Raw genomic sequence first — 22,986 nt, forward strand, 5'->3', positions numbered from 1 at the left:
ATTAAGCCTCCAGATTCAGTAAGTGATGAAATTTATTTTTCTTTGTGATTAAATAATTCTCGTCATAGTTATTAGGTGCGATTTCTAATGGTATCCGTTCATTGATTTCAATATCGCCAAGTTGTAATTGCGCAATTTTATCGGGATTATTAGTAAGTAAGTTAATCTTGGTTATCCCTAATTGGTGTAAAATCGCAATTGCTTGGTCATACTGCCGTTCATCAGGCGCAAAACCTAATTTTTCATTGGCCTCGACAGTATCATAGCCGTGTTCTTGCAAATGATAGGCTCGCAACTTGTTTGCTAAACCAATTCCTCGTCCTTCTTGACGCAAATAAATAATAATCCCGCTGCCGTTTTTCTCAATTCGGCGCATTGCTTCATGAAGTTGAGGACCACAATCACAGCGAAGGGAACCAAGAACATCGCCAGTAAAGCATTCTGAATGCAAGCGAACCATTACAGGAGTAGTTGGATCAATATCTCCTTTTATCAGCGCTAGATTATTGTCATCAAACCATCGTAAGCGAAAGTCACCATACTGAGACGGGAGATGCACCTCTTCTACTGGTTTGCTCGCTAAACTTTGCCGGTATTCCTGAAGTTCTTTGATCGTAATGATGGGTAAGCCAAATTCGGCTGCTTTCTCATGAAGTTCCACTGATCGCGCCATTTCACCATTGTCTTTTAAAATCTCACAGATATAAGCAACTGGTTCCACTCCAGCTAAGCGCGCAAGGTCAACCGCAGCTTCAGTATGTCCATTTCGTTCTAATACCCCATTTTTCTTTGCAACTAAAGGAAAGATATGACCTGGCTTGTAGAAGTCTTCGTTTTTAGCAGTCGGTGCGGCAAGATGAGTAATAGTACGCCAACGATCAAAGGCTGAAATTCCCGTTGTTGTCGAATGATGGTCAACGCTGATCGTAAAAGCCGTACCAAAAGGATCTGAATTATCAGCAGTCATCTGAGGTAATTTCAATCGTTCAGCTACTTCCGGTGCCATGGGAACACACATCAATCCACGGGCATACTTAGTCATGAAATTAACCTTTTCGGGAGTAGCTTCACTAGCAAGCCCCACCAAATCGCCTTCTGCTTCGCGGTCTGCATCATCCATGACAATTGCTAAACCACCTTCTTGCAGATGCTTAATCGTTGCTTGAATTTTCTTTACATCCATTATTTTCGGCCTCCTAGTAAATTTGCAACTACATATTTATCTAAAATATCGGTTTCTAGATTAACTTCATCCCCTACTTTAAGCGTATCTAAGTTAGTCACGAGTTGAGTGTGCGGAATCAGCCCAACCGTAAACCAGCCATTACCAGTTTCCATCACTGTTAAACTTACGCCATTAATTGCGACACTTCCTTGCGCTACCACTTGACCATGCAGGCGTTGTGGAAGACTAAATTGCACTTCAATAGCATTTTCATTGATAGTTTGATCTAAAACTCGTGAAACTTCATCAACATGACCGGTTACAATATGGCCCTCTAGCCGTTCACCAATTTGTAATGAGCGTTCCAAGTTAACATCAGCGCCTTCTTTCAAATTCTTGAATGTTGTTTTTTCAAACGTTTGCGGCATTAAGGTTGTCGTAAATTGATTATTTTTAATACCTACTACCGTTAAACAAGTGCCATTTACCGCGATTGAATCTCCCAGTTGGACCGTAGTTAAAAAGTCATCAATTCGCGGAGTAACCACTAGTTCAATTGTTTCTCCTTGCAGGTTGATTTTTATTATCCGACCAACTCCTGCTACTAAACCACTAAACATATTCCATCTTCCTTTCCGCAACCCTAATATTATTTTCTAAGATTTTAATTTCCTGATGGGTAAAATTCATTGGGTAAGCTAGTTCCATGCCGCTAACACCTTTTTTGCCAAGCATGTGGGGAGCTACGTATGTAATAAGCTCTTCAAATAAGCCTTCCTGTAAAAATGCTTGATGAATTGTAGGGCCACCTTCTACATAAACAGATTGAATTTCTTGTCGACCAAGTTCATGTAAAATATCAGTAATTGACCACGTTTGTCGGTAAAATACCCGCACATCTTTAGCAAGCTGGCATTGCATAGTGCCATTTTCCGTAAAAATCCAAGTAGGTGCTCCCCCATCAGTCAACAAGTGTAAGGTCAGACTATCTTTTAAGCGTCCCCGGCGGTCAAGAACAATCCTTACTGGCGGAAACTTTGTCGGACTAGTCGTTAATAAAGTTGGATTATCGATAATTGCGGTTTGGCTTCCAATCAAGATTCCTTGAAAATTGCCACGCTCGGTATGAACCATTTTTGCCACAGCAGAATTAGTAATCGTCGTTCGTTGACCTTTTTCTGCGGCCACGCGATAGTCAAGACTCACTGCTTGTTTTAAAGTTACCCAAGGTCGTTGGTGCCGATAGAAGAAATCGTAATGCGGATTTAAGGCCTGTGCTGCTTCTTTAAGGATGCCCGTTTTGATAATAATATTTTGCTGTTGAAGCGTAGCAATTCCTTTCCCGGTAACAAGCTGGTGCGGGTCTGTTTCCGCAATCACAACCCTTCTGATGCCCGCGTCAATAATCGCCTGACTACATGGTGGTTGTTTCCCATAGTGATTGCAGGGTTCCAACGTGACATAAAGAGTTGCTCCCTGTAACTGTTTCGGCGTAAGTTTACCTATTGCATCCCGTTCAGCGTGAATTCCACCGTATTCGTGAGTATGACCTCGCGCTAAAACTTGACCATTTTTCACAACAACTGCCCCAACGCGAGGATTTTTCCAGGTTTCATTGCCAGCCTTTGCTGCTTCAGCGATTGCCATTTGCATGAAATAAGCATCTTCCACTCTAACCATCCTTTCCAAAATAAAAACGCCCTAAGATTTCTCTCGGGACGTTAAATAGTTAACTTAAAAAAACAGCTCGGCAAAAATAAAATCGGATAACATCACTGCTATCCGGGGCTTTACGTTTAAACTGATTGTGTCATTTTTAGTTTTCTTCTCCCATCCAGACTATACTGTCGGTACCAGATTTTCACTGGTTCAACCGTTAACATAAATGCTAACGGGTCACGGACTCCAAGCGTACTTGTTACCGTCGGTTGGGAATTTCACCCTGCCCCGAAGAAAATTAGATTGTTAAATTTACATATAGTGTAACTCTTCACTTTCTTTTTGTAAACAGCAAATTTATTTCTGTGAGAAACTTTGCAGGGTATCCATGATCAATTGGATGAATTTCTCACGGTCAATATCAAGGAGGACTTCAGTATTTTGGGGCTTGCTAGTTAATTGATAGTAGTCACAAACCGTCTCTCCCCGTGTAAGATCGCCCTGAGTTTCAACATCTACATTCATTTTATCAGTACCGAACATGGTGGGATCAATCAACCAAGCAATCGTACATGGATCGTGGAGTGGCGCACCTTTAAAACCCCATTTTGGATTTTCATGGTACTGTTCAAAGAAGTTTAGGAGACCAGAGAAAGCTTGGGCAACTGGATTGTCGATTTGCCCAATTTGTTCAATCTCATCTTTCATAATCTGAGCTTTATGAGTCACGTTCAACGGTGCCATTACCAGTGGCAGGCCAAAGTTCATTACAATTTTAGCTGCTTCCGGATCAACAAAAATATTAAATTCGACTGATGGTCGCCAGTTACCAAGTCCCATTGCCCCACCCATGAAGACAATCTGATCAATCTTTTCTTTTGCCAAATCGGGATAAACACGCAAGAATAAGGCCGCATTTGTCATTGGACCAGTAACTACTAATGTAACCTTTTCATCACTTTTACGAAGAGTTTTAGCAATCAACTCAATAGCAGGAATTGGTTGAACTTTGAAATCGGGATCAGGAAGGTCCGCACCATCTAAACCCGTCTCCCCATGAACTTCCGGTGCAGTCTCAAGCGGCTCAACCAGCGGAGTTTGATTTCCCTGAGCAACTGGAATATCTTCTCGATGGAGTAAGGTTAACATCCGCATCGCATTATTTAAGGTTTTGTCTGGTGTTTGATTACCAGCAGAAGTTGTTACAGCAAGGACATCAATCTTCGGTGAAGCAACGGCCATCGTTAACGCCAATGCATCATCATGTCCAGGATCGCAATCAAGAATTATCTTTTTGGTCATTTGTTATCGGCATCCTTTCTTTGTGAATCGTTATTATAGCGGTTACATTAATTATAGCAAATGAACATTATTCAGTTTAATGTCGATCAATAAAATTTAAAAAGACATAATAAAAGGACCACCTAATCGTGATCCTTTTCAATATAAGTTATAATTTTACGCTTTCTTTACCAAATAAATTGGTAAAGCAATAGCGCCAGCTAAAAGGGCTAAAATAGTAAACTTCTTCTTTGAATGCTTCTTAGGTTGTGTAGTTTTGTTTTCAGTTTTATTTTTCTTCATAAGAATCTACTCCTTTGTTCAAAAACCTATCACTACCTACACTCTTATTTTAGCCCCATTTTGCCTTTACGTAAAAATATATGGGCCAGGTAATTAAAGCAATTATAAATAACCAAACAATTATCTTTTGAAATAGGTTAAGTTTCCAAATATGTTTCATAAGTTCACCTTATTTCTTTTTGAGCCAGCTAAATATCCCATGGCGATGCGCTTGCTTTTCTTGTGCCTCTGTTAACCGGGTAAGCAATTCAGTCATTTTTGCATCAGTATTTACTTTTTGAGCGTCACGAGCTACCGCGCTGCTATTATACTTTTGCTGAAGGGTATCACTGTTAAGCCACCGATCAAAATTAGCAACATCGACAATAAAACCAGTACTAGTATATTGATAACTAATTCGATACTTTCGCGGCAAGTATTGGAAGTACCGTTCCATCATCATTGAACCATTATTTCGCGCCGTACTATCTGAAACCTTATTAAAAAGCTGCTTATTAATTTGCGCTTTTAACTGACCATCCTGCTGAATAAACGTTAGATCAGCACCGACTTCCGCCTGGTTAATCAGCATTGTCCAATCATTTCGCCCGACAAAAAGTGAGTAATCATAATTATCGTCAAAGTAATCTTTAACAAGCTCAAACATCCCAAATTGGTCCATCGCTTGTTTCAAGACATATTTGATTGGATAAAGGTAATCCCTTTCAATCTTTTGTTCTGTCTCTGGTGACACATCATTGAAAAATTTCGCAAGTTCAACTTGGCAATAACGATAAAGTTGATCGTTAGCGCGCTCAAGCAAGTCATTTAATTTAGCTTCTCGTTCATCTTCATCCCCGGCAAAAGTTGATTCAAAACTAAGGTACCATAAACGACGCATAATTTCAGGTTTAAGGGAAAATTGCGATTTACTATCACCCTCACGACGATTCATCGTAAAAATAAATGATGGGAGTGGCTGAGTTAAACTACGATTATTAGTAATCTCTTTAATGAAGCGATCAAAATATGGCCGTGTTGTTAAGTCAGGACTAATATCATCAATCATCATCGGATTAACGGGCCCAGCACTATACATATAATCGCTTAAAACCGTTGTAATAGTCATATTGATATTGGACTTTCCTAATGCATAATTTTTAGCATCAAAAGCACCACCATCAAGGAAATTGCCACTCCCCGTTAGCTTGGCTGCTAGCCGCTTTCCCAACGTCGACTTTCCTGTTCGTCCTTGACCAATCAAGGCTACTCCGAGGGGAACGTCTTCGCGCGATTTACTACTTGGCGATAATTCATACATATTACGGATTTTCCATAGCCAGGGCGCTTCAAATAGGAAACACATGAAATCACATGCCTGCCATCCCTCGCCGACTTCTTTGTAATTATCGTACTCATGGGCAATATCACTAAATAGTTGCAGCTGTTCACGGAGACGGTCACCCGTTAAATTCGATGTTATTAATTCCGACTTTACATTATCGCCAACACGGGGCGCTTCAAATAATTGACCATTGTTATAAAACAAGACGGGCTTAGGATAGAGATCTTCTTCACGGGTAATCTTTCCTGAGTTATCATCGTTTCGAGACACATGTTTAACTACTTGAGTAAGGCTGTAGAGTTCTTTCCCGATATTTTCGAGGTTGCGTTTCTTATAGCCAGCATTACCAAAGAGCTTGACAGTTTGGGCGACACTCAATTTTTCTGGAGCTGATAGTTTCTTTAATTCCTCGTCAGAACTATACTGATCCTTATATTCTTTTACTTCTTCTGCCGGGATAATCACCGCATCCTGATCACCGGTATCCTTGTTTTTCACCATATTCACCGTATCGGTATAGACATTAATCTGAAGTTGCTCTTTATTTTTCGCCTTAATGAACCCGGCCATTTTCTTTGCGTCCAGATAGGTAGTCGCATGGCGAAAGTTATCGTTGAACATCTGGACATGGCATTGATAAAGCGGATCCGTCTGCATTCCATAGTCACTGTCGAGTTGTTCTAAATTATGATGAATTGCTGCTTCGGTTAAATTCATCGAACCGGCAAATGAAAGATACCGGTCGTCACTTGTCATTAAGTACATTTTGGTATGAATTAATTCTTGCTTAGTGAATAAAAGTTGCAAGCTACCGTCTAAAATTCGCTTTGTAAATTCACTATCAGGGTGTTCATAACCATAATTGACAAATTCAGTCCGGTCATTTAACTGCCTCATCCGTTTGCCAATTGATTCTTTCCCATTGTCGCTTAAGCCGAGGATCAAAGTGACCTTATCATAGCGCGGTAATAGTTGCTCCTCAATAAACTTAATTGAAGAAACAAATGAAACGCCCCTAAATTCAGTCGGTTTTTCAAGATGTTCACCCGCAAATTGCCAAAAATCGGCATCAGAAATCAATTCTTGTTTAGTGTAATCTAGGATATCTAACATGTGACTCGCCTCCTTTTTTGCTTAGTATACTCAATATATCATAAGAATTTTATTTTTCAGAATTCATATACAAATAGTTTAATCGTCGTACACCTTCATTTGCATCAGCACGATAAAAGTACTCGACTTTATTATCAAATTCTGGATGTTGCTTTAAATAATTAGTCAGTGAATGAGGAACCGATCCTAGCAGAACAAAAACATAGTCTGCCGCCTGAATCTTCTTATAAATTAATGGGAGAGACTCTTCATATGCATCCATTACTGATAAGTTAACATACTTACGTAATTGTGTAACCATAAAGTCAATTTTCTTGTTGCCGATTAACAATAAATTCTTGGAATAAAGCCATGCAATTTTATCGGAGTTAATAATTGTAACCTTTTCTTTAACTGGTTTCCTTTCTGAATTGGTCGTTTTACAGGTGACTACTTGGGGAGATCTAGCAGTGTTTCCAATGACTTTACCCATAATAACCTTCGGAACTGGATGCGCCGACTTTTTCGATTCTTTAGGTCGCTCACTTAATAATTTGCTTAATTTTATCGTTCCCTTGGTTGCTATAAGGCGGTTAGGTTGAAATGAACCATAGTCGCTTAAATAACGAAATAGTTTATTTACCCAGGGTAACGTATTTACCAAATGATAGTGTGTTCCGCCTACTCGTTGCGCTTTAATTGCAACCCCATCTTGTAAATCTTCTGCCATTCGTTTAGTAATTGAATTATCTTGAAGTAGTTTGAGTCCCTGCCCATCCTGATCCCCAATATAAGCCTGACCATCCTTCTCATAATAGTAACCATACATAAACGGTGAATCATGTTTTACGGTTGCCTCCTTAAACGTCATAATCACACGTTCAAGAAGTGGTGCCAGCTGAGCATACTGCTGAACTGTTTTTTCATTCAACTGGTCAAACATAATATGAAAAGCATTGCTGAGCCGATCACCATTTACATACCGATTACGCATTCGTTCGTTTTCCAACTCAAAGTTCCGCAATTTTTGGCAAAATTCTCGTTTATCTCTTCTTGAAGCTTCAAATTGTTCTTGGTAGCTTTTTTGCAACTTTTTTAGTTGGCTCGCTAACTGGTTGCATTGATGTTTTACCTTATCATAGTGCTGAGCCTTTGATTTAAACGAGGCTGTCTTTCTTTCGACAATATTTAGAACTTGAAGGAGCAAAATTTGGAAGCTAATCATCTCCTGGTATTCACTTTGCAATTGGATCCGCGCTGATCTGCCAGCAAAAGGATCTATTTCCAGTAAATCAAATGTTTTTAGCCAACTTAAAATTTCAGAATACTCAACCATTAATTTAGCAGCTGTTTGATCGTTATAAAGTTGACTATCCTTAATTGATTTTTCCTGGTCTCGTAACTGTTGACGAAGAATTCGATTGTCATTTTTTAATTGTCGTATCAGCTGTTTATTTTGCTGCTCTGCTTGTTTATTTTGGCAATTAGGCGCTGGCGTTCTTGCTCAAGTTTATTGATTTGCTGGCGTAACTTTTGAATTTCTTTATTAGGATAGTTTGATTTGATAGCTTTATTCGGAGATGTAGCTGTCCTTTGTCGCTTTTCATACTTTTTAATTAATTCCTGCTTTCGTGTCTTATTATTTTTTGAATGTTCCATCGATTGCTTCTTTGCTTGGTTAATCATCGCTTTATTCATGAAAACATTCATCCGAATTTCCCGTGACATTCCATGCCTCCCATTGATTATTTCTGCGCATATTTGGTACCAATTTCATTATATCAAACAAACGTTCGATAAAGAAGTACAAAATAAAAGAACCACCCGTAAGTGATTCTTCGGATAGAAATTAGTTCTTCTTTGCCAGCTTATATAGCAAGTACATTGGCCAAATTAAAGCTCCTGCGACAAGTGTTAATAAAACAATCTTTTGGTTCTTTGACAAGTTATGACATGGACACTTCATATCTAATCGCCCCTTTGTTGATCAGTTAAGTTAATTATAACGCATTTGGGGGATAATGTAAGGAAACGATTTCAGGTTTAAGGAAGATTTAGTATCTTAAAACATATTACCATCAATTTCATATGTCATGTAATGTTCTTTTACTTCTACTCCGACCTGATACTGAATCATTAAATTAGTTAACATCTCGCCATTAACCAATGTAATATTTAAGTCCTTTGCTGCACTGATTGCACCTTGAGTAAATATAGAAGTTGTAATAAATACACCTCTATCTGCATGCTTGAGCTTAATTGAACCACTAAATGCTGTAATTTCTGGCATTTGAACTGAATTATCTGGCGCATATCTTTTTACTTGAAGATAAACTTTTTGCAAACCTAGTGGGTCTTGATTAATAATTCCATCAATTCCATGATCATTTGATTTCTGTGTTACTAAGGCTTGCCCTTCATCACCTTTATAGCCCATTACAGATAACAACTGAACCATTAAGTTCTCAAATTTATATGGATTCATCTTTACCAAGTGACTTAATAATTCATCCTGCGTTTTTTCGTTTTGCTGATTAAACCATTCCTTAATTTAACTTTCAGCTAAATCTTTATTTTCTTGCAATCTGCCAAATCGGGTTGAGCCAAATAACGTCAACGCCCAATTTCTGTAAATAATCCAGCCGGTTGATGATCCCGCACAGGTCGCCAACCCCGTCGCCGTTGCTATATTGAAAACTCTTCGGGTAGATCTGATAAACAACCGAGTTGTTCCACCAATGTTTATTTTCCATGAAATAACACCTTTCAATCCTATGATTTTCATGTAATCGCTTACATTGATTATCTTAACATGTTTTGTAATTTATACAAGCGGTTACACGATAATAATGTGAATACGAGTACATTTCGGTATGGTAAAGACAACGGTGCCTAAATGTGGTTATAATAGAGGCAATCCATGAAGCTTAAAGAAGGCAATCATATGTTGATTAATTTAGTTAGCATTCTCTTAATGGGCGTTTTCATCTACGCCCTCGTGGTCAACTTTCGGCGGGGCAACTTTGCCTATTCCTTCGTCATGTACGTCGGGGCCATTATCTTCTACGCCAATTTTTACCACAACCTATCCCGCGACTGGGCATTTTGGCTGATGCTCGTCATGCTGCTGGTTTCGATTGCCCTGGCGATTTACTTTATCTATCGTGCAATCGAATGTCAGAATAATCGCCACCATTATTGGGGTGCCGTTGCCCTGAGCGGACTAACCGTACTGTTGGTACTGCTGTTCAACCTGCTCCTCTAGTCCAGATGCCGTATGTTTTAGGATGTCAATTCAAACTAAAAAGAGAGTGGGACTACGAACTAGCTCGGCTAGTTCGTAATCTCACCTCCGTCGACGCGCAGCTAGCCTGTAGGAAAGATGGCTACGCCGCAAAGCAAGTCTATTTGAACTGCCAGCCAGCTACTGAGCTGTTGCATTACTAGCTTTAAAAGGCTCTACGTCAAGTAGTGTTGATACGTAAATATGAATCTTCGCCAATTAAATTGGTCTAGTTAGAATCGTCCATTCGTGACGGTCCTTTTTAGTTATTTTGAATTTGGTGACCAACAATTAAATAAACTCTGGCCTTAAAAGCTGTAAAATAACGATAGCCACAGGCAACACGTTTAATTGTCTTAATTCGATTATTAATTCCTTCTGTTCGACCGTTTGAAAATTTAGTTTCAAAACCACGCTTAATCCCATCCTTATAACGAGTTAAAACACGGTAACGATGAATTGAATAATGACTTACATCGGCTGGGCGAAGTTTAAGCAATTTGAAAAAAGTTGTAAAATCACGTTGATTATAAGCTTGCTTTAAGGATTGAATGAAATCATAAGTAGCACTCAACTCTTGATTGTAGGCTAACATTAAATCTAAAATAGTACCCGAATTAACGACCTGATGAAAATAACGACCTTCATAATATTGCTTAGTGCTTAAGCGTTCACAATCTTGAAGGAATAATCGCCAATAGTGTTTAAGGCGTCGAGCTTGCTTTTGCGCTTCTGGATCCCCTTTTCGCAAACGATTAAAGACGTGAATTCGAATATGGTTCATTGTGTCATTAAGGTGCTTGGCAATATGAAAACGATCATAGATAATTTGAGCACAAGGAAAGACTGTTTTGACTATTTGGTCATAAGCGGCGCTCATATCCATTACTAGATACTTTACTCGGCGTCGAGCATGTTGAGTGAACTGTTGATAATGACTAAATAAACTACGTAATCGGCGATCTTCAAGCAGTTCGAATAGGCGGCTACGATCACCATCAACCGCGATAAAGCTCATTTTCCCTTTAGCACTTCGCATTGACTTAAATTCATCAATACAAAGTGTTTCTGGTAGATAGTTTAGATTTGGCGATTTCATTGTATCAAAGGGTGGGCCTCTTTTTTATTTTAAATAAATAAAAATCTGATATTGGTATAGAAAGTAATATTTCTATATCAACACCAGATATTGTAGAGCCCTTTAAAATAGCAAAGAGACTGAGTTAATTCCCAGTCTCTTTTTGATATATGCGGATTAGTCAACCGCCTCTTCTAAACGAGCTACCTTTGTATTAGCAACCATTTCTTCGACGCTCTTCTTGGTGTGGTTTTTCCACCAGGACGACAGCACTGAGCAGGAGATGTTGTGCCAGATGCTAAAGAGGGTTGAGGCGATTGCCGCCGTTGGTGAGAAGTAGGTCAACGCCAGCGTTGCTCCTAAGCTCGAATCCTGCATCCCCACCTCAAAGGTCAGAGCCTTCTGCTGTGGCTGATGCAGGTGCAAGAGCCGAGAGATGAGGTAGCCCAGCGTATAGCCAAGCAGGTTATGGAGCATTACCACGGGGATAACCACCGCGGTTGCGGCCGTAAACAGGTTGGCGTGGTTAGCCGAAACAACCGCCCCAATGATTGCCAGGATTGCCAGCTGCAAAACAATCGGCAGGAAGTCCAGGACGGGTGCCAGCCGATGACCCAAGAAGGTGTGGACCACTACCCCCAAAAGAATTGGCAAAACAACGATTTCAAGCGTGCTTGTAAAGAGGCTTTGGGTCGGCACCGCAACGTACTGTCCCGCAAACAGGTACAGGATTGTCGGCAGCATTACCGGTGCCAGCAGGGTTGGGAGGGCCTCAATGGAAAAGTCCAGGGCCACGTCCCCGCCAGCTAGGTAGACCATTACACTTGAAGAAGTCCCGCTTCCCTGGCTGGCAGGCCGCTTTAGCCATGAACTTGTCCAGCGGTCGGGCAAAACGGCAGTGATTTCGTTAATGGGACCGGTGCTCTTTGACCTCCTCACCATTTTCCAGCAGCGCCAGCTAACTTTCCCCGATGACTTCGGCTTGGTTAGCTTTGATGACTGGGAATGGTCGCAATTCGTCGGTCGGGGAATCTACCTCCTCAAGCAGAACATGGAGTTGATGGGCAACTTAGCGGCCCAGCGCCTGCTCCAGCAAATTGAGCACCACCACCTGGCCGGATCGACCACCCTGCTGCCGGTTGAAATTGTCGACCGATCGTCACTTTAGAGCCGCTATTTCCCCGTAAATGAAAGGACTAGAAATGAAAATAAGTACTGCCGATATGTATAAAATCAGCTTACCACATCGCTCCCCCTTCAAAACCAGCTTTGGGCAAATGACCAGCAAGGACTTTATCCTGCTGGTTTTGCATGATCAAGACGGCAACTGCGGTTATGGTGAGTGTTCCGCATTCACCACCCCCTTTTATACCGAGGAGTTCCGGGATAGTGCATACTTGTTGCTCAAAGACATGCTGCTTCCCGCCCTCCTCAACCAAGAGCTGACCGCGCCCGACCAGCTAGCCGGCCTGTTTGCTAAAATTAGGGGCAATCACATGGCCAAGGCTGCCATTGACAGCGCATTCTGGGACCTGTTTACCAAGCGGCAGCACCAGTCGCTAGCAGAGGCCATCGGCGGCATTAAAAAGCAAGTCACCGCTGGGGTAAGCATTGGCATCCAACCATCTCCGAGTGCATTAGTGGCGACAGTCAGCGCCTATGTTGAGGCAGGCTATCAGCGAGTAAAAGTAAAAATCAAGCCCGGAGCAGATTACGCATACCCAAAAGCGGTTTGTGACCAGTTCCTCCGGCTTGAATTAATGGCTGACGCCAATTCGGCCTATACATTATCCGACGTCGCGACTCTCCAACGGCTCGACGCGTTAAAGCTGCTGATGATCGAACAACCCCTTGCAGCAGACGACCTTGTGCAGCATGCCAAACTCCAGCAAGAGCTAAAAACACCGCTCTGTCTGGATGAAAGCATCACTGGACTGGCGGCTGCCCAGACAATGATCCAGCTGGGCAGTGGACAAGTCATTAACATCAAAGTTAGTCGGGTCGGTGACCAAACAAATCCAAGCCCTGGCACAAGTTCCCTAATTCAGTGATGATCCTTTCGACCGTCTGCTGGACGGTTAACTCACCCGTATTAATCGTAATATCTGCGCATCCTTCATAAGCCGCCGACCGGTTTGCCTGCAAATCAGCAACGGCTTGAACACTCAAACCAGTTGCCAGCGGCCGGTTTGAGCGTTTTTGCAACCGCTGGTAAATTTTGTCAGCAGCTGCTTGCAGCAAAATAATTTTAGCACCACTTGCCCTTAGCATTTGCCGGTTACGCACCCGGAGCAGGGTTCCGCCACCAGTGGCTAAAATCCCGGGCCGGTGAATCGTCGCCGCAAGGGTGTCCGCTTCTAAATCCCGAAAGTACGTTTCGCCATATTGACGAAAAATTTGTGGGATCCTCAGCTTGCTGCGCGCTTCAATTTCATCATCAAGGTCATGGACCGGCAACGCTAGTTTCTGACCCAGCAGCTGACTAATCGTCGTCTTGCCGCTGGCCATAAACCCAATTAATATCATTTCCATTTTAATTACCTCCTCAACCGGGCTAAGTCAGCAAAAAAACGCGGGTATGAAACATCAATCGCCGCTGAATTCGCCAAAAAAAGCGGCTGCTTTGCCTTCAATGCCGCAACTGCAACCATCATCCCCAAGCGGTGATCACCAAAACTATCAAACACCGGATCAGTAATTTGCCAATCCGGCTTACCAGTAATTACCATCCCATCGGGCAGTTCTGTGACCGTGACCCCGAGCTGGCGCAAGATCGCAACAGTTGCCTTGATCCGGTCAGTTTCCTTAAAGCGCAGCTCGCCAGCCCCCCGAATGTTACTTTGTCCGGGCACACTGGCAGCCAGCAGGGCAACTAACGGCAGCTCGTCGATCACGTCGGGAATGTCTGCCGGGCCAAGAGTAATCGGCCGCAAGTGACCACGCCTAACCACCACGTCGCCAATCGGTTCGCCATCAGCAGGGCGCTGGGTAATGGCTAAATTTGCCCCCATCCGTGTGAGGACTTTGAGGATTCCGGTGCGGTGCGGATTAAGGCCTACCTTGCTCAGCCTAATTTGTGAATGTGGAACAAGCGTACCGGCTGTTAGCCAAAAGGCGGCCGAAGAAATGTCCCCAGGGACCCGCAGCGTGCGCGCAACCAGCGCTTTGGCTGGATGAACAATAATCTCGCGGTCGCCATTAGTCTTTACATCGGCGCCAAACTGGCGCAGCATGATTTCGGTGTGGTTGCGCGTCGGCAATTTTTCGATAATCCGGGATGGCCGGTCGGCTAACAAGGCGGCAAACAGCAGGGCGCTTTTTAGCTGCGCACTCGCAACCGGCAGCTGGTAGTTAGCCCCATGGAGCAAATGCCCCCTGATCACCGCGGGTAGCGTTCCCGCTGCTGCTAGTTGGACTTCGCCGCCAAATAACGCTAACGGATCGCTAACTCGTTTCATCGGTCGCCGACTTAACGACCGGTCACCCAATAGGCAGCTCGTAAAATTTTGGCCTGCTAAGATCCCCATCAAGAGCCGCGTGGTGGTCCCCGAATTATTCATCTGCAATGGACAGGCGGATTTTTTTAAGCCCCGTAACCCTACTCCGTGAACCACGAGCCGCGTTTTTTCTTGGTCGATTTGCACCCCTAAGGCCCGGCAAGCGTCCACCGTTGTTTGGCAATCTTCCCCCTGGGCGAACTGGTCGATCGTCGTCAGCCCGGTCGCCAACGAGCCAATCATTACCGCACGATGGGAAATGCTTTTATCACCGGGCAAACTTATTGTCCCGGCTAATCCGTTAGCCGCCCTCTGTAACTCTTTCATCCTAATCTCCCTTACGCTTCACTGATTTCATGACGGTACCGAGCAAGTGCTTCCCTTAGTCGTTCCAGGTTTGCAGATTCAAAGGTCGCCGTAATTTCTTTGGCTAATTCGATTGCCACCACGCTGGCAACAATAACCGACGCCGGAACAACCGCGGTTGTATCGGAGCGTTCAACATTTGCCCGGACCGCCTGCTTGGTATTAATGTCCACCGTTTGCAAGGGGTGATACAAGGTTGGAATCGGCTTGACCGTTGCATTAATAACCAGGGGCATCCCGTTAGTCATTCCGCCCTCAAAGCCGCCCAGGTGGTTCGAGAGCCGGTAGTACCCCCGCGGCTTTTGGTATGCAATCTCATCCATCGCCTGACTGCCAGCCATCTGACCGAGCTGCTGCCCGTCGCCAAAGCTGACTCCCTTGATTGCGTTAACACTGATCACGGCCGCGGCAATTTTGGCATCCAGCTTTGCCTGCGCGCTCGCGTAGCTTCCTAGCCCGGCCGGCACATTTTCGACCAGGATTCGGACTTGTCCGCCAAGCGTATCACCAGCTTGTCTACTTTGATCAATTAGCGCATGAATTGGCGCCACCTGTTCCTGGTTAACAATCCGCAAATCATTTTCCAAAATGGCCCGGCCTACTTGCCCAACCGTCAACGTTGCCGGCTCAGTGACGGCAATCGAACCAACTTGTTGGACATAACCAACTAGCTGGATGCCAAGTGCGGCCAATAGCTGGGTACAGACGTTTCCAATGGCTACCCGCATGGCAGTTTCGCGAGCGGACGAGCGTTCCAAAACGTTTCTCAGGTCCCGGTGCCGGGTCTTCAATCCGCCCACTAGGTCTGCATGACCCGGACGCGGGTGTTCCACCTTGCGCCTGGTATTTCCCCTGGTCGGACTGCTGAGCGGATCCATAATCCGGGCCCAGTTGGCGTGGTCACGGTTGGCAATCTCCAGTGCTAACGGTGAACCAAGGGTCATCCCATGCCGCAGCCCGCCCACGATATTAACCTGGTCGTGCTCAATTTGTTGTCGGTGGCCCCGACCATAGCCAGCCTGCCGGCTCCACAGTACCTGGTTGATCTGCTCGACATCTAATTTTAATCCAGCCGGCACCCCGGTTAAAATTCCCGTTAATTGCGGCCCGTGGGATTCGCCAGCGGTATAATACTCCATTAATTTACCTCCCGTGAATGGCTAATCAGTGCCAGGACCAGCATCAATAGGAAGCCGCTGCCAGCTACCAAGAGATTAGCTGAAAAAGCGGTGCCGACGCTGTGAACCGACAGGCTCCCCGAAATTAGCGGCACCGTAAAGGACGCGATACTGCCAAAGAAATAAAAGGCCCCGGTCACTAGACCCCGGTGCGCCGGATAGAGCTTCATAAATACGGTCAGGCCCGTCTGCATCACTCCACTAGCTGCGCTAAAACCAAAGATCAAACTCATCGCATTTGCAAGCCAAACTTCCCCGCCGGCCCTAATCAGGACGACAAGGGAAAGCAGTGCCAGCAAGTTCAAACCAATCAGCAGGATAAATTCGTTTGTGCCGATTTTTAACAGGTAAAAGAGTACGAAAACTCCGACAATTGAGCCGATGCTATACAGCGAGAGCAGGCCGTGGGCAGCCAAGTTGCTATAATGGAAAACCCGTTGCGCAAAGATGGTAATCCACTGGGTAAACCAGATCATAAGTGCCATCGAGCTATAACCATAGGCGAGGAGCAAGATCGTTTGTACCACTTTTTTGCCGATCATCGAACGGCTGGCTGCGATACTGTCGGCAGCAGCTGACGTCTGGATTCGTTGGGCAAAAGTAATTGGAAGCAGGTTGAACGCATTAACCACTAACAATCCGGCCATCACCATAAACGACCAGCCAAACCAAAGCTGGTAATCGGCCAGCCAAGCAACCAGTAGCGGGAGGACAAACTCCCCGGCGGACATTGCGCCCTTGATCAGGACGGTGCCATAGCCATTGCCATCGCTAACCTCCACGAGCGTCGGATAGGTTCCCGCGTCGAGCGCCGAATTAGCGACCCCGGCAAGGATCGCCATCGCGTATGCGACTGCGATGTTTTTTGTCGTTACCATGCCCACGGCGAAAATAAAATAAGCTACCATGCCCAGGTAGATTAAAAGCTTCCGGTTTAACAGGTCGGCAAGGGCACCAGTTAATAGATACGCAAACAGCCGCCCGATCCCGATCCCCGAAATGACAAACGAAACAATCTTAATGCTGGTATGCCAGCTGTTACTCAGCGCCGTCATATTTTGGGCTAAAATAATGATCCCAAAACCATGGATGAAATAGTTAAGGTATAGGCCGAGCAATAGCCGCGGCCTGCTTGTCGTTACATTGTTCATAAAAACTCCCTTAAATCTGCTGGCCCGGCTGGTCGGCGAGCCAATCACAGACGGTCGCTGCAAATTGTGCGGCCTGTTCAAGATGAACACAGTGCCCCCCGTTCAGGGTCGTAATCGTAATCTGTGGTGCCGTCTGCTTCATTTGCCGGGCAATTGCTTGAAACTTGCGGTCAAGGCGCCCAACAATCAACAGGGTCGGCACGTGTTGCGGTAGCCGGGGCCAGTAGTTCGGCTGCCGGCCAGTCCCCATCATCATCAGGCTCATTGCCAAGCCATAGTTTTGCTGGCTTAACCGTTCTTCCCGAATGCGCATCCGGGTGACAGGCGGTAGTGCTTTTTGGCTGGCGAATAATGGCAGCCGTTCCCAACGATCGACAAAATCAACTAGCGGCCGGGTCAATAATTGCTTTGCGAGATCATCGTCGTGCTGGCAGCGCTCGTCACGCAGCCCGGGGTCAGCGATTCCCGGACTGGCACTCTCCAAGATCAGGCCACGAACCCGTGAATCATTGATTGCCCACGCCAGGGCGACCCGGCCCCCCATCGAATAGCCAAGCAGGTAATAGTCATCAATTTGCAAGCGCCGGGTTAAAGATTGCAGTGCTGCGATTACCGCCGTCATCCAGTAGTACTCAGGGTGGACATAAACACTCGTTTGACCATGCCCAATCAAGTCAATCGCCAAGAAATTAAATGGCTGCTCTGGGGAAAACAAGCCCATAAAAGTGGCCCCAGTCCCCATGAAGCCATGGAGGCAGATGACGGTAGGCCGGTGCGGCTGGTAGTCCGTTAACCACTGATAATGATATTGCAGTTCAGTCATTTAGTTCACGCTCCTGCTGTTGGTATTGGGCGAGCAAGTGCTGCCATACTTTTACCGGTCCACTTTGCTGGTCTTCGACCTCAATCAGCCGGGGCGCTGTTTGTGTTAGCTCAGTAGTAAACGATTCGAGTGTCGTCGGCTGACAATAATCTAAGTGGTATAAGGATGCAACCGCGGTGAAATCCAGGTTTTGCGGCGTCTTAAAAAGAAGCTGAAAATCGGCCGCGGGCAGCTGGTGTTGGGGAAGAAAGGAGAAAATCCCCCCGCCATTGTTATTTAACAGGACAATGTTTACCGGCAACTGGTAGCGGTAAATCATCGCCAAGCCGGTTAAATCATGGAAGAATGCCAAATCGCCAATCAGCATTGTCAATGGTCGGTCACTGCGGGCACAGATTCCCGCGGCCGTTGAGTTTAAGCCATCAATCCCATTGACGCCACGATTACCGTATACGCGCACGCCCCGGTTGCTGGCTTTTGCCAAGCGATCGAGCAGGCGGATCGCATTACTATTAGCAACAAAGAGGTCAGTATTTTTAAGGGTCGCCATTAATGCTGTAATTGCACTTAAGTGGTTGAGGCCCTGCCCCGTAATTTCTTCTTCCAGCAGACTTGCAGCCAGTCGCTGGCGCAATTGCCACTTCCCCAGCCAGTCGCCTGAAACTGGTGTCAGCGGTAGATGCTCGACGCTCGCGATAAATTCGCTAACCGTCATGTCGAGCAGGTAGTTGCTTGTATGAAGCTGATCCTTGAATTGCTGGCCGGTCTCGACCAAAATGGTCGGCAGCCGGTGCTTCCCCAACCATTGCGCAACCGACTTGGTGACCGGCAAGCGGCCAAACCGTAGGATCACTGCGGGCAGCGGCACTGTTCCCTGAAAAATCAAATCTGCCTGATGAAGGTAATTTGCGGACCCGCGACCAGTAGCCAGGTTAGTCAGGGGGTCGCCAATAATGGGCCAGTTAAGCAGCTCAGCGAGCGACAGTAGCTGCTCAGCCTCAGCAGGGGTCCGCTCTTCGCCAACAATGATCAACCCGTTTTGTCCCAGCAAGGCCGCCAACGGACTTAAATCCGCGCAGCGCTGGTTTGGAATTAACTTAGTCGGCGCCGGCGCTGACGACGTAACTGTGAGGTCTGGTAGTAGTGGTTCTCTTAATGGGATATTCACTTGCACTGGACCTTTGGGCAACTGGCTTGCTTGGGCAACCATCGTAAAACCTTGCCAGTGACTGTAAGCCTCCATTGTCGGACCAGCCTCAGGCAAGGCCAATTCCCGCGCCGCTTTAACATGGCTGCCATACAGCTTTACCTGGTCCATCGCCTGTGGTGCACCGACCGCTTGCAGTTCCGCCGGACGATCGGTCGTCAAGACGATTAGAGGCAGGTTGGTGGCCTCCGCCTCACAAACAGCAGGAAAGTAGTTGGCGGCAGCACTGCCGGACGTGCAAACTAACGCTACTGGCTGCTGGCTTTGCTTGGCCAAGCCTAAGGCAAAAAAACTCGCCGAACGTTCATCAATGTCAATGTAGTGTTTAATTTCCGGATCCCGGGCAACCAATACCGAAAGCGGGGTGGAGCGTGAACCAGAACTGATCACCGCTTGCTTGACCCCGCCGTGCTTTAAGCCGGCAATAAAGGCCAGGAGATACTTTGTTAGTGTTTGTTGATTATCCATTGGTCACTTACCCCTCGTAACATTGGCTGAAACTTCAAGCCGGTTTCGCGCCGTTCCTTAGCTGCGACCGAACCGGCAACAATTCCGCAACCCGCATACAGTAGGCCCGCATGCTGACTAAATACTCCAGACCGCAGGCCCACCGCGAATTCACCTTCATCAGCACCCAAACCGAGCCAGCCTACCGGTCCGCCGTACATCCCCCGGCCAGCCGGTTCCCTCGCGGCCAGCCAGGCCAGTGCCGCCTGCCGTGGTTCACCACCTAGCGCGGGGGTCGGATGAAGGGCCGCTAACAAATCAAGCATTGCCCCCCCTGGCTTCCGTCGGCCGCTAATCAGGTGGTAAATGTGTTGAATATCACGGTTTTTTAACAGCCGCTGTTGGCCCACGGTTACTGCCGTCGCATACTCGGCTAAGACTTGCTGGATTCGCTCCACAACTAGCTGGTGCTCATGGTTATTTTTGTGGTCCGTTAGTAATTGCTGGCCGAGCTGCTCATCCTCTCCGGGCGTCTTACCCCGGCGAATCGACCCGGCAACGCTGGCCGTTGTAAAGTTCCTAGCATCTGCCTTTAATAGCCGCTCGGGACTTGCACCAACAAAGGTCCGGTTACCGGCCTGGACTAAAAAGTGGTAAGTGTTCTCCTGCTGGAAGATCAGCCGCTGAAGAATCTCCGCCGCATTAAAGGTGGCATCAGCTGTTAAACGCAGTTGCCGTGCCAGGACCACTTTTTTCAAGCGATGATCCATAATTGCCGTCACGCTTTGGTTGACCAGCTGCAGCCATTCGTTTACCGCTAATTCTTCTCCGTGGACCGCTGGCACTGGCTGTGGGCCAATCTGCCGGGCCAGGATTTGGTCGACCTGATCCACCAGCGTAACCAATTGTGGTCTAACCTCCTGATTGGTTGGAACAAGCAAGCTAACGGTTGTCCTTTCTTTGTCCTGCATAAAAAGAATCTGGGGCAGGATAAAGTAGCCTTGTTCTAACTGCTGCCAAAACGGTGCACGCTTCCCTCGGGAATCAAAGGGAAAACCACCCAACAACACTGGCTGACAGGAAAAGGCTGGTGTTAAATTTTGCCACTGCTGGCTAAAAGCGCGCTGAAACTTTTTGATGGCTGCACTCGATTGGCCAACTAAAAACCGTCGTGGCTGGATGCCCCAGTATGTTCGTTTGCCATCTGCAGCTTGCCAAAAGACCTGTTGGTTAAAATACCCCTGGTTTTGCCGGCAAAGCTGGACTAGGTCCGCTGAGATCCGGTAGGAATATAGCGCATACGGTTTTGTGATTACTTGGTTCAAAAGCTGTATCATTGATCTTTACCCACTTTTTTAAAATGCCTTGCTTAGTATAACACTCCACGCAAACGAAACAAAAAATCTAGCCAAACGGCCTCGGCAGTCCGCCACGCGGTTCTACAATTTTAAGTACTGATGGATTTAACATCAGTGCTTATTTTGGTTTAAATTTAAAATAAAAACAAAAGATGGTTGGACCCCGTCTTCGTTTAAGAAAGGACCACCTTTCATGAATTATTCTACCAGAGTTGCCTTAGGAGTTAAAGATTGCCACTTGGAATGGTATCTGTCAAGTTTTCATAGGTAGCCTTTAAATATGCAGTTTTAGTGGGTTAGTGCCTTAAAAAGTTGTCCCATTGGTCTACTTGTGGCCGTGTTAATCGGAATTATTCCTTGTACTGCTCCAATTGACGGCTTTGTCGGTGCTTTTCTTAGAAACTCTCCAGTTCGAATATGCATTTCCTGTAATAGCCTTGTTTGAGCCACTCGAGGAAGAACTATTAATTGTTCTAGGATTGTATTTAAACTAGCTTGCAGTTCACCATTCATTCGGGCTTCAATTAAACCAATGATGGCTTTAGCCCCCTGCTCAGTCCATGACTTGCCCTGTTTCTTCATCCGGTAAGTAAAAGCCCGGTGAGAACTTTCGACTGAACCAATTAGTCGTTGAAAAGTCACCGGGCCAAAGATAAAGTTAAGCGTCCGTGGCTGTTTATTGATTACTTGATAGTTCGCTGGAGCTTGGGACTTTAAGCTTCGATCTAAGCTTTCCAAAAAGTTTTGCATGATTACTTGTCCTAACTCCAGCACCCCTTTTAAAATAATCTGTTCAGCTTCAAATAAACTGCCTGATTTCACCAAATTCTGCTCGATTTCTGTTAAAATATCTATGAGGAAAGACCTGCCTTTGCTTAGTATTCGACACACTAAAGGCTACTGGTCTTTTCTTTTTTGTAAATAAGTAAATTGGTCTACAAAAAAGATCTCCACGCCCAGATGAATTATTCATCTAACCTATGAAAATCTTACACTAACAAAAATATTTAAGGATTTTATTTTTAACTTGTTGTTAAGAACTATAGCTATGATTTCTCCTCCCCAAATCATAAGTCAATCTACATCCCCGCAAAAATGCTATAATCAAATCATAACCTATCAAAGGAGGAGAATTGTATGTTTGAAGCTTACAAATACTACTGGGAAAACGCCTTTAAGTACCGGGCTACTTCAACGCGGGCGGATTTTTGGTGGCCAGTATTGGTTAATTTCATCATTTTTGTTATTTTATATTTCTTACTAGCAATTGCTGGTTTTACTTCTGTCACTTCGATTATGAACGGCTATAATCATGGCGTTGGATTCTTAATCTTCTTACTCTTCGTTATTGCAGTATTCGCCATTGCTATTATTATTCCTGGAATTGCTATTTGTGTCCGGCGGGTTCGCGATACCGGTTTGACAGGCTGGACGGTCTTAGTTTTCTGGTTACTTTCCCTTATTTTTACAAGTAACGATAGTGCGGTGATGGAAACTATTTCCTCAGTCATCGATATAATCTTCTTAGTAATTCTCTGTTTACCAACCGGTTACGTCAATAAACAAGGTTGGTGGAGTGCTAACTACGACAACGATGTTAAGGTTCTATCATTACGAAACAATAACTAAATTAAAAGAGCTGGTGCCTGACGTGTACCCTTAAAGTTGGAACCTGTATGTTCTTGCTTTAAAATTGAATAAATATTTTTCTAGGCAACTAGATTCTGCTCATATTGAAGTGGAGTTTGGTTGCCTAGTTTTGTCTGAATACGGC

At 45.2% G+C, this 22,986-nt stretch carries 21 protein-coding genes, 3 pseudogenes and 1 riboswitch; of the genes and pseudogenes, 4 read left to right on the plus strand and 20 right to left on the minus strand.

What is annotated here, in order from left to right; genetic code table 11:
* Nucleotide 1 precedes the first annotated feature (1 nt).
* The 10 genes and pseudogenes from ribA to CBG10_RS10930 all read right to left on the minus strand — a co-directional run.
* Nucleotides 2-1,183 carry a GTP cyclohydrolase II gene (gene ribA / locus CBG10_RS10890; RefSeq protein ID WP_094512588.1) on the minus strand — a complete coding sequence of 394 codons (1,182 nt, stop codon included), beginning with the start codon at nt 1,181-1,183 and terminating at the stop codon, nt 2-4.
* Complete coding sequence (locus CBG10_RS10895; protein WP_094512589.1) at nt 1,183-1,785, minus strand: riboflavin synthase; 603 nt, start codon at nt 1,783-1,785, stop codon at nt 1,183-1,185. Before CBG10_RS10895 ends, ribA begins: the two co-directional genes overlap by 1 nt.
* Nucleotides 1,778-2,836 carry a bifunctional diaminohydroxyphosphoribosylaminopyrimidine deaminase/5-amino-6-(5-phosphoribosylamino)uracil reductase RibD gene (ribD, locus tag CBG10_RS10900; protein ID WP_179225399.1) on the minus strand — a complete coding sequence of 353 codons (1,059 nt, stop codon included), beginning with the start codon at nt 2,834-2,836 and terminating at the stop codon, nt 1,778-1,780. The genes CBG10_RS10895 and ribD overlap by 8 nt, the downstream gene beginning before the upstream one ends.
* Before the next feature lie 147 nt (nt 2,837-2,983).
* Nucleotides 2,984-3,124, minus strand: a riboswitch (FMN riboswitch).
* Between the two features lie 57 nt (nt 3,125-3,181).
* Nucleotides 3,182-4,126, minus strand: coding sequence for a pyrimidine-specific ribonucleoside hydrolase RihA (gene rihA / locus CBG10_RS10905; RefSeq protein WP_094512591.1), 945 nt, complete (start codon nt 4,124-4,126; stop codon nt 3,182-3,184).
* Between the two features lie 156 nt (nt 4,127-4,282).
* On the minus strand, nt 4,283-4,408 hold the full coding sequence (locus tag CBG10_RS11750; RefSeq protein WP_003666121.1) for a hypothetical protein: 126 nt from the start codon (nt 4,406-4,408) through the stop codon (nt 4,283-4,285).
* Nucleotides 4,409-4,577: 169 nt separating this feature from the next.
* Nucleotides 4,578-6,845 (minus strand): phospholipase D family protein, encoded by a 2,268-nt coding sequence (locus tag CBG10_RS10910; RefSeq protein WP_094512592.1) that lies wholly within the window; start codon nt 6,843-6,845, stop codon nt 4,578-4,580.
* 49 nt (nt 6,846-6,894) lie between these two features.
* Nucleotides 6,895-8,160 carry a hypothetical protein gene (locus tag CBG10_RS10915; RefSeq protein ID WP_094512594.1) on the minus strand — a complete coding sequence of 422 codons (1,266 nt, stop codon included), beginning with the start codon at nt 8,158-8,160 and terminating at the stop codon, nt 6,895-6,897.
* Nucleotides 8,161-8,267: 107 nt separating this feature from the next.
* Nucleotides 8,268-8,552, minus strand: coding sequence for a hypothetical protein (locus tag CBG10_RS10920; protein WP_094512595.1), 285 nt, complete (start codon nt 8,550-8,552; stop codon nt 8,268-8,270).
* Between the two features lie 334 nt (nt 8,553-8,886).
* Nucleotides 8,887-9,309 carry a restriction endonuclease gene (locus CBG10_RS10925; protein WP_094512597.1) on the minus strand — a complete coding sequence of 141 codons (423 nt, stop codon included), beginning with the start codon at nt 9,307-9,309 and terminating at the stop codon, nt 8,887-8,889.
* A gap of 100 nt (nt 9,310-9,409) precedes the next feature.
* Nucleotides 9,410-9,577 (minus strand): annotated as a pseudogene (locus CBG10_RS10930) (alpha-amylase family glycosyl hydrolase); the annotation flags it as partial.
* Between the two features lie 167 nt (nt 9,578-9,744).
* Here CBG10_RS10930 and CBG10_RS10935 point away from each other — a divergent pair.
* Complete coding sequence (locus CBG10_RS10935) at nt 9,745-10,089, plus strand: hypothetical protein (protein ID WP_094512599.1); 345 nt, start codon at nt 9,745-9,747, stop codon at nt 10,087-10,089.
* A gap of 280 nt (nt 10,090-10,369) precedes the next feature.
* Here the strand turns inward: CBG10_RS10935 and CBG10_RS10940 are convergent, their stop codons facing one another.
* Together CBG10_RS10940 and CBG10_RS10945 are read right to left on the minus strand one after the other, a co-directional pair.
* The gene (locus CBG10_RS10940) at nt 10,370-11,206 is read right to left on the minus strand and encodes an ISL3 family transposase (RefSeq protein ID WP_225361759.1); all 837 of its coding nucleotides are present in this window, start codon (nt 11,204-11,206) and stop codon (nt 10,370-10,372) included.
* Between the two features lie 156 nt (nt 11,207-11,362).
* Nucleotides 11,363-12,025, minus strand: a pseudogene (locus tag CBG10_RS10945) (bile acid:sodium symporter family protein); the annotation flags it as partial.
* Nucleotides 12,026-12,032: 7 nt separating this feature from the next.
* On the opposite strand from CBG10_RS10945, the gene CBG10_RS10950 reads away from it, so the two are divergent.
* On the plus strand, nt 12,033-12,353 hold the full coding sequence (locus tag CBG10_RS10950; protein WP_404899898.1) for a substrate-binding domain-containing protein: 321 nt from the start codon (nt 12,033-12,035) through the stop codon (nt 12,351-12,353).
* Between the two features lie 34 nt (nt 12,354-12,387).
* On the plus strand, nt 12,388-13,236 hold the full coding sequence (menC, locus tag CBG10_RS10955; RefSeq protein ID WP_094502367.1) for an o-succinylbenzoate synthase: 849 nt from the start codon (nt 12,388-12,390) through the stop codon (nt 13,234-13,236).
* On the opposite strand, the gene CBG10_RS10960 is transcribed toward menC, so the two are convergent.
* From CBG10_RS10960 to CBG10_RS11820, 8 genes and pseudogenes are all read right to left on the minus strand, one after another.
* The gene (locus tag CBG10_RS10960) at nt 13,178-13,717 is read right to left on the minus strand and encodes a shikimate kinase (RefSeq protein ID WP_094502366.1); all 540 of its coding nucleotides are present in this window, start codon (nt 13,715-13,717) and stop codon (nt 13,178-13,180) included. The genes menC and CBG10_RS10960 overlap by 59 nt on opposite strands.
* A gap of 5 nt (nt 13,718-13,722) precedes the next feature.
* Entirely contained in the window at nt 13,723-15,009 is a 1,287-nt protein-coding gene (gene aroA, locus CBG10_RS10965; protein ID WP_094509258.1) for a 3-phosphoshikimate 1-carboxyvinyltransferase, read from the minus strand.
* Between the two features lie 11 nt (nt 15,010-15,020).
* Complete coding sequence (gene aroC, locus CBG10_RS10970; protein WP_094512602.1) at nt 15,021-16,187, minus strand: chorismate synthase; 1,167 nt, start codon at nt 16,185-16,187, stop codon at nt 15,021-15,023.
* On the minus strand, nt 16,187-17,377 hold the full coding sequence (locus CBG10_RS10975; RefSeq protein WP_094502363.1) for an MFS transporter: 1,191 nt from the start codon (nt 17,375-17,377) through the stop codon (nt 16,187-16,189). Before CBG10_RS10975 ends, aroC begins: the two co-directional genes overlap by 1 nt.
* 10 nt (nt 17,378-17,387) lie before the next feature.
* Nucleotides 17,388-18,200, minus strand: a complete 813-nt coding sequence (menH, locus tag CBG10_RS10980) for a 2-succinyl-6-hydroxy-2,4-cyclohexadiene-1-carboxylate synthase (RefSeq protein WP_094512603.1) — start codon at nt 18,198-18,200, stop codon at nt 17,388-17,390.
* The gene (gene menD, locus CBG10_RS10985) at nt 18,193-19,875 is read right to left on the minus strand and encodes a 2-succinyl-5-enolpyruvyl-6-hydroxy-3-cyclohexene-1-carboxylic-acid synthase (protein WP_094512605.1); all 1,683 of its coding nucleotides are present in this window, start codon (nt 19,873-19,875) and stop codon (nt 18,193-18,195) included. The genes menH and menD overlap by 8 nt, the downstream gene beginning before the upstream one ends.
* Nucleotides 19,854-21,191 carry an isochorismate synthase gene (locus CBG10_RS10990; RefSeq protein WP_019251214.1) on the minus strand — a complete coding sequence of 446 codons (1,338 nt, stop codon included), beginning with the start codon at nt 21,189-21,191 and terminating at the stop codon, nt 19,854-19,856. Before CBG10_RS10990 ends, menD begins: the two co-directional genes overlap by 22 nt.
* A 309-nt stretch (nt 21,192-21,500) precedes the next feature.
* Nucleotides 21,501-21,839 (minus strand): annotated as a pseudogene (locus CBG10_RS11820) (ISLre2-like element ISLre2 family transposase); the annotation flags it as partial.
* A gap of 510 nt (nt 21,840-22,349) precedes the next feature.
* Here CBG10_RS11820 and CBG10_RS11000 point away from each other — a divergent pair.
* On the plus strand, nt 22,350-22,841 hold the full coding sequence (locus tag CBG10_RS11000) for a DUF805 domain-containing protein (RefSeq protein WP_094509808.1): 492 nt from the start codon (nt 22,350-22,352) through the stop codon (nt 22,839-22,841).
* Nucleotides 22,842-22,986 lie beyond the last annotated feature (145 nt).

This window comes from Limosilactobacillus reuteri (assembly GCF_002254085.1).
Taxonomy (GTDB): Bacteria; Bacillota; Bacilli; order Lactobacillales; family Lactobacillaceae; genus Limosilactobacillus; species Limosilactobacillus reuteri_K.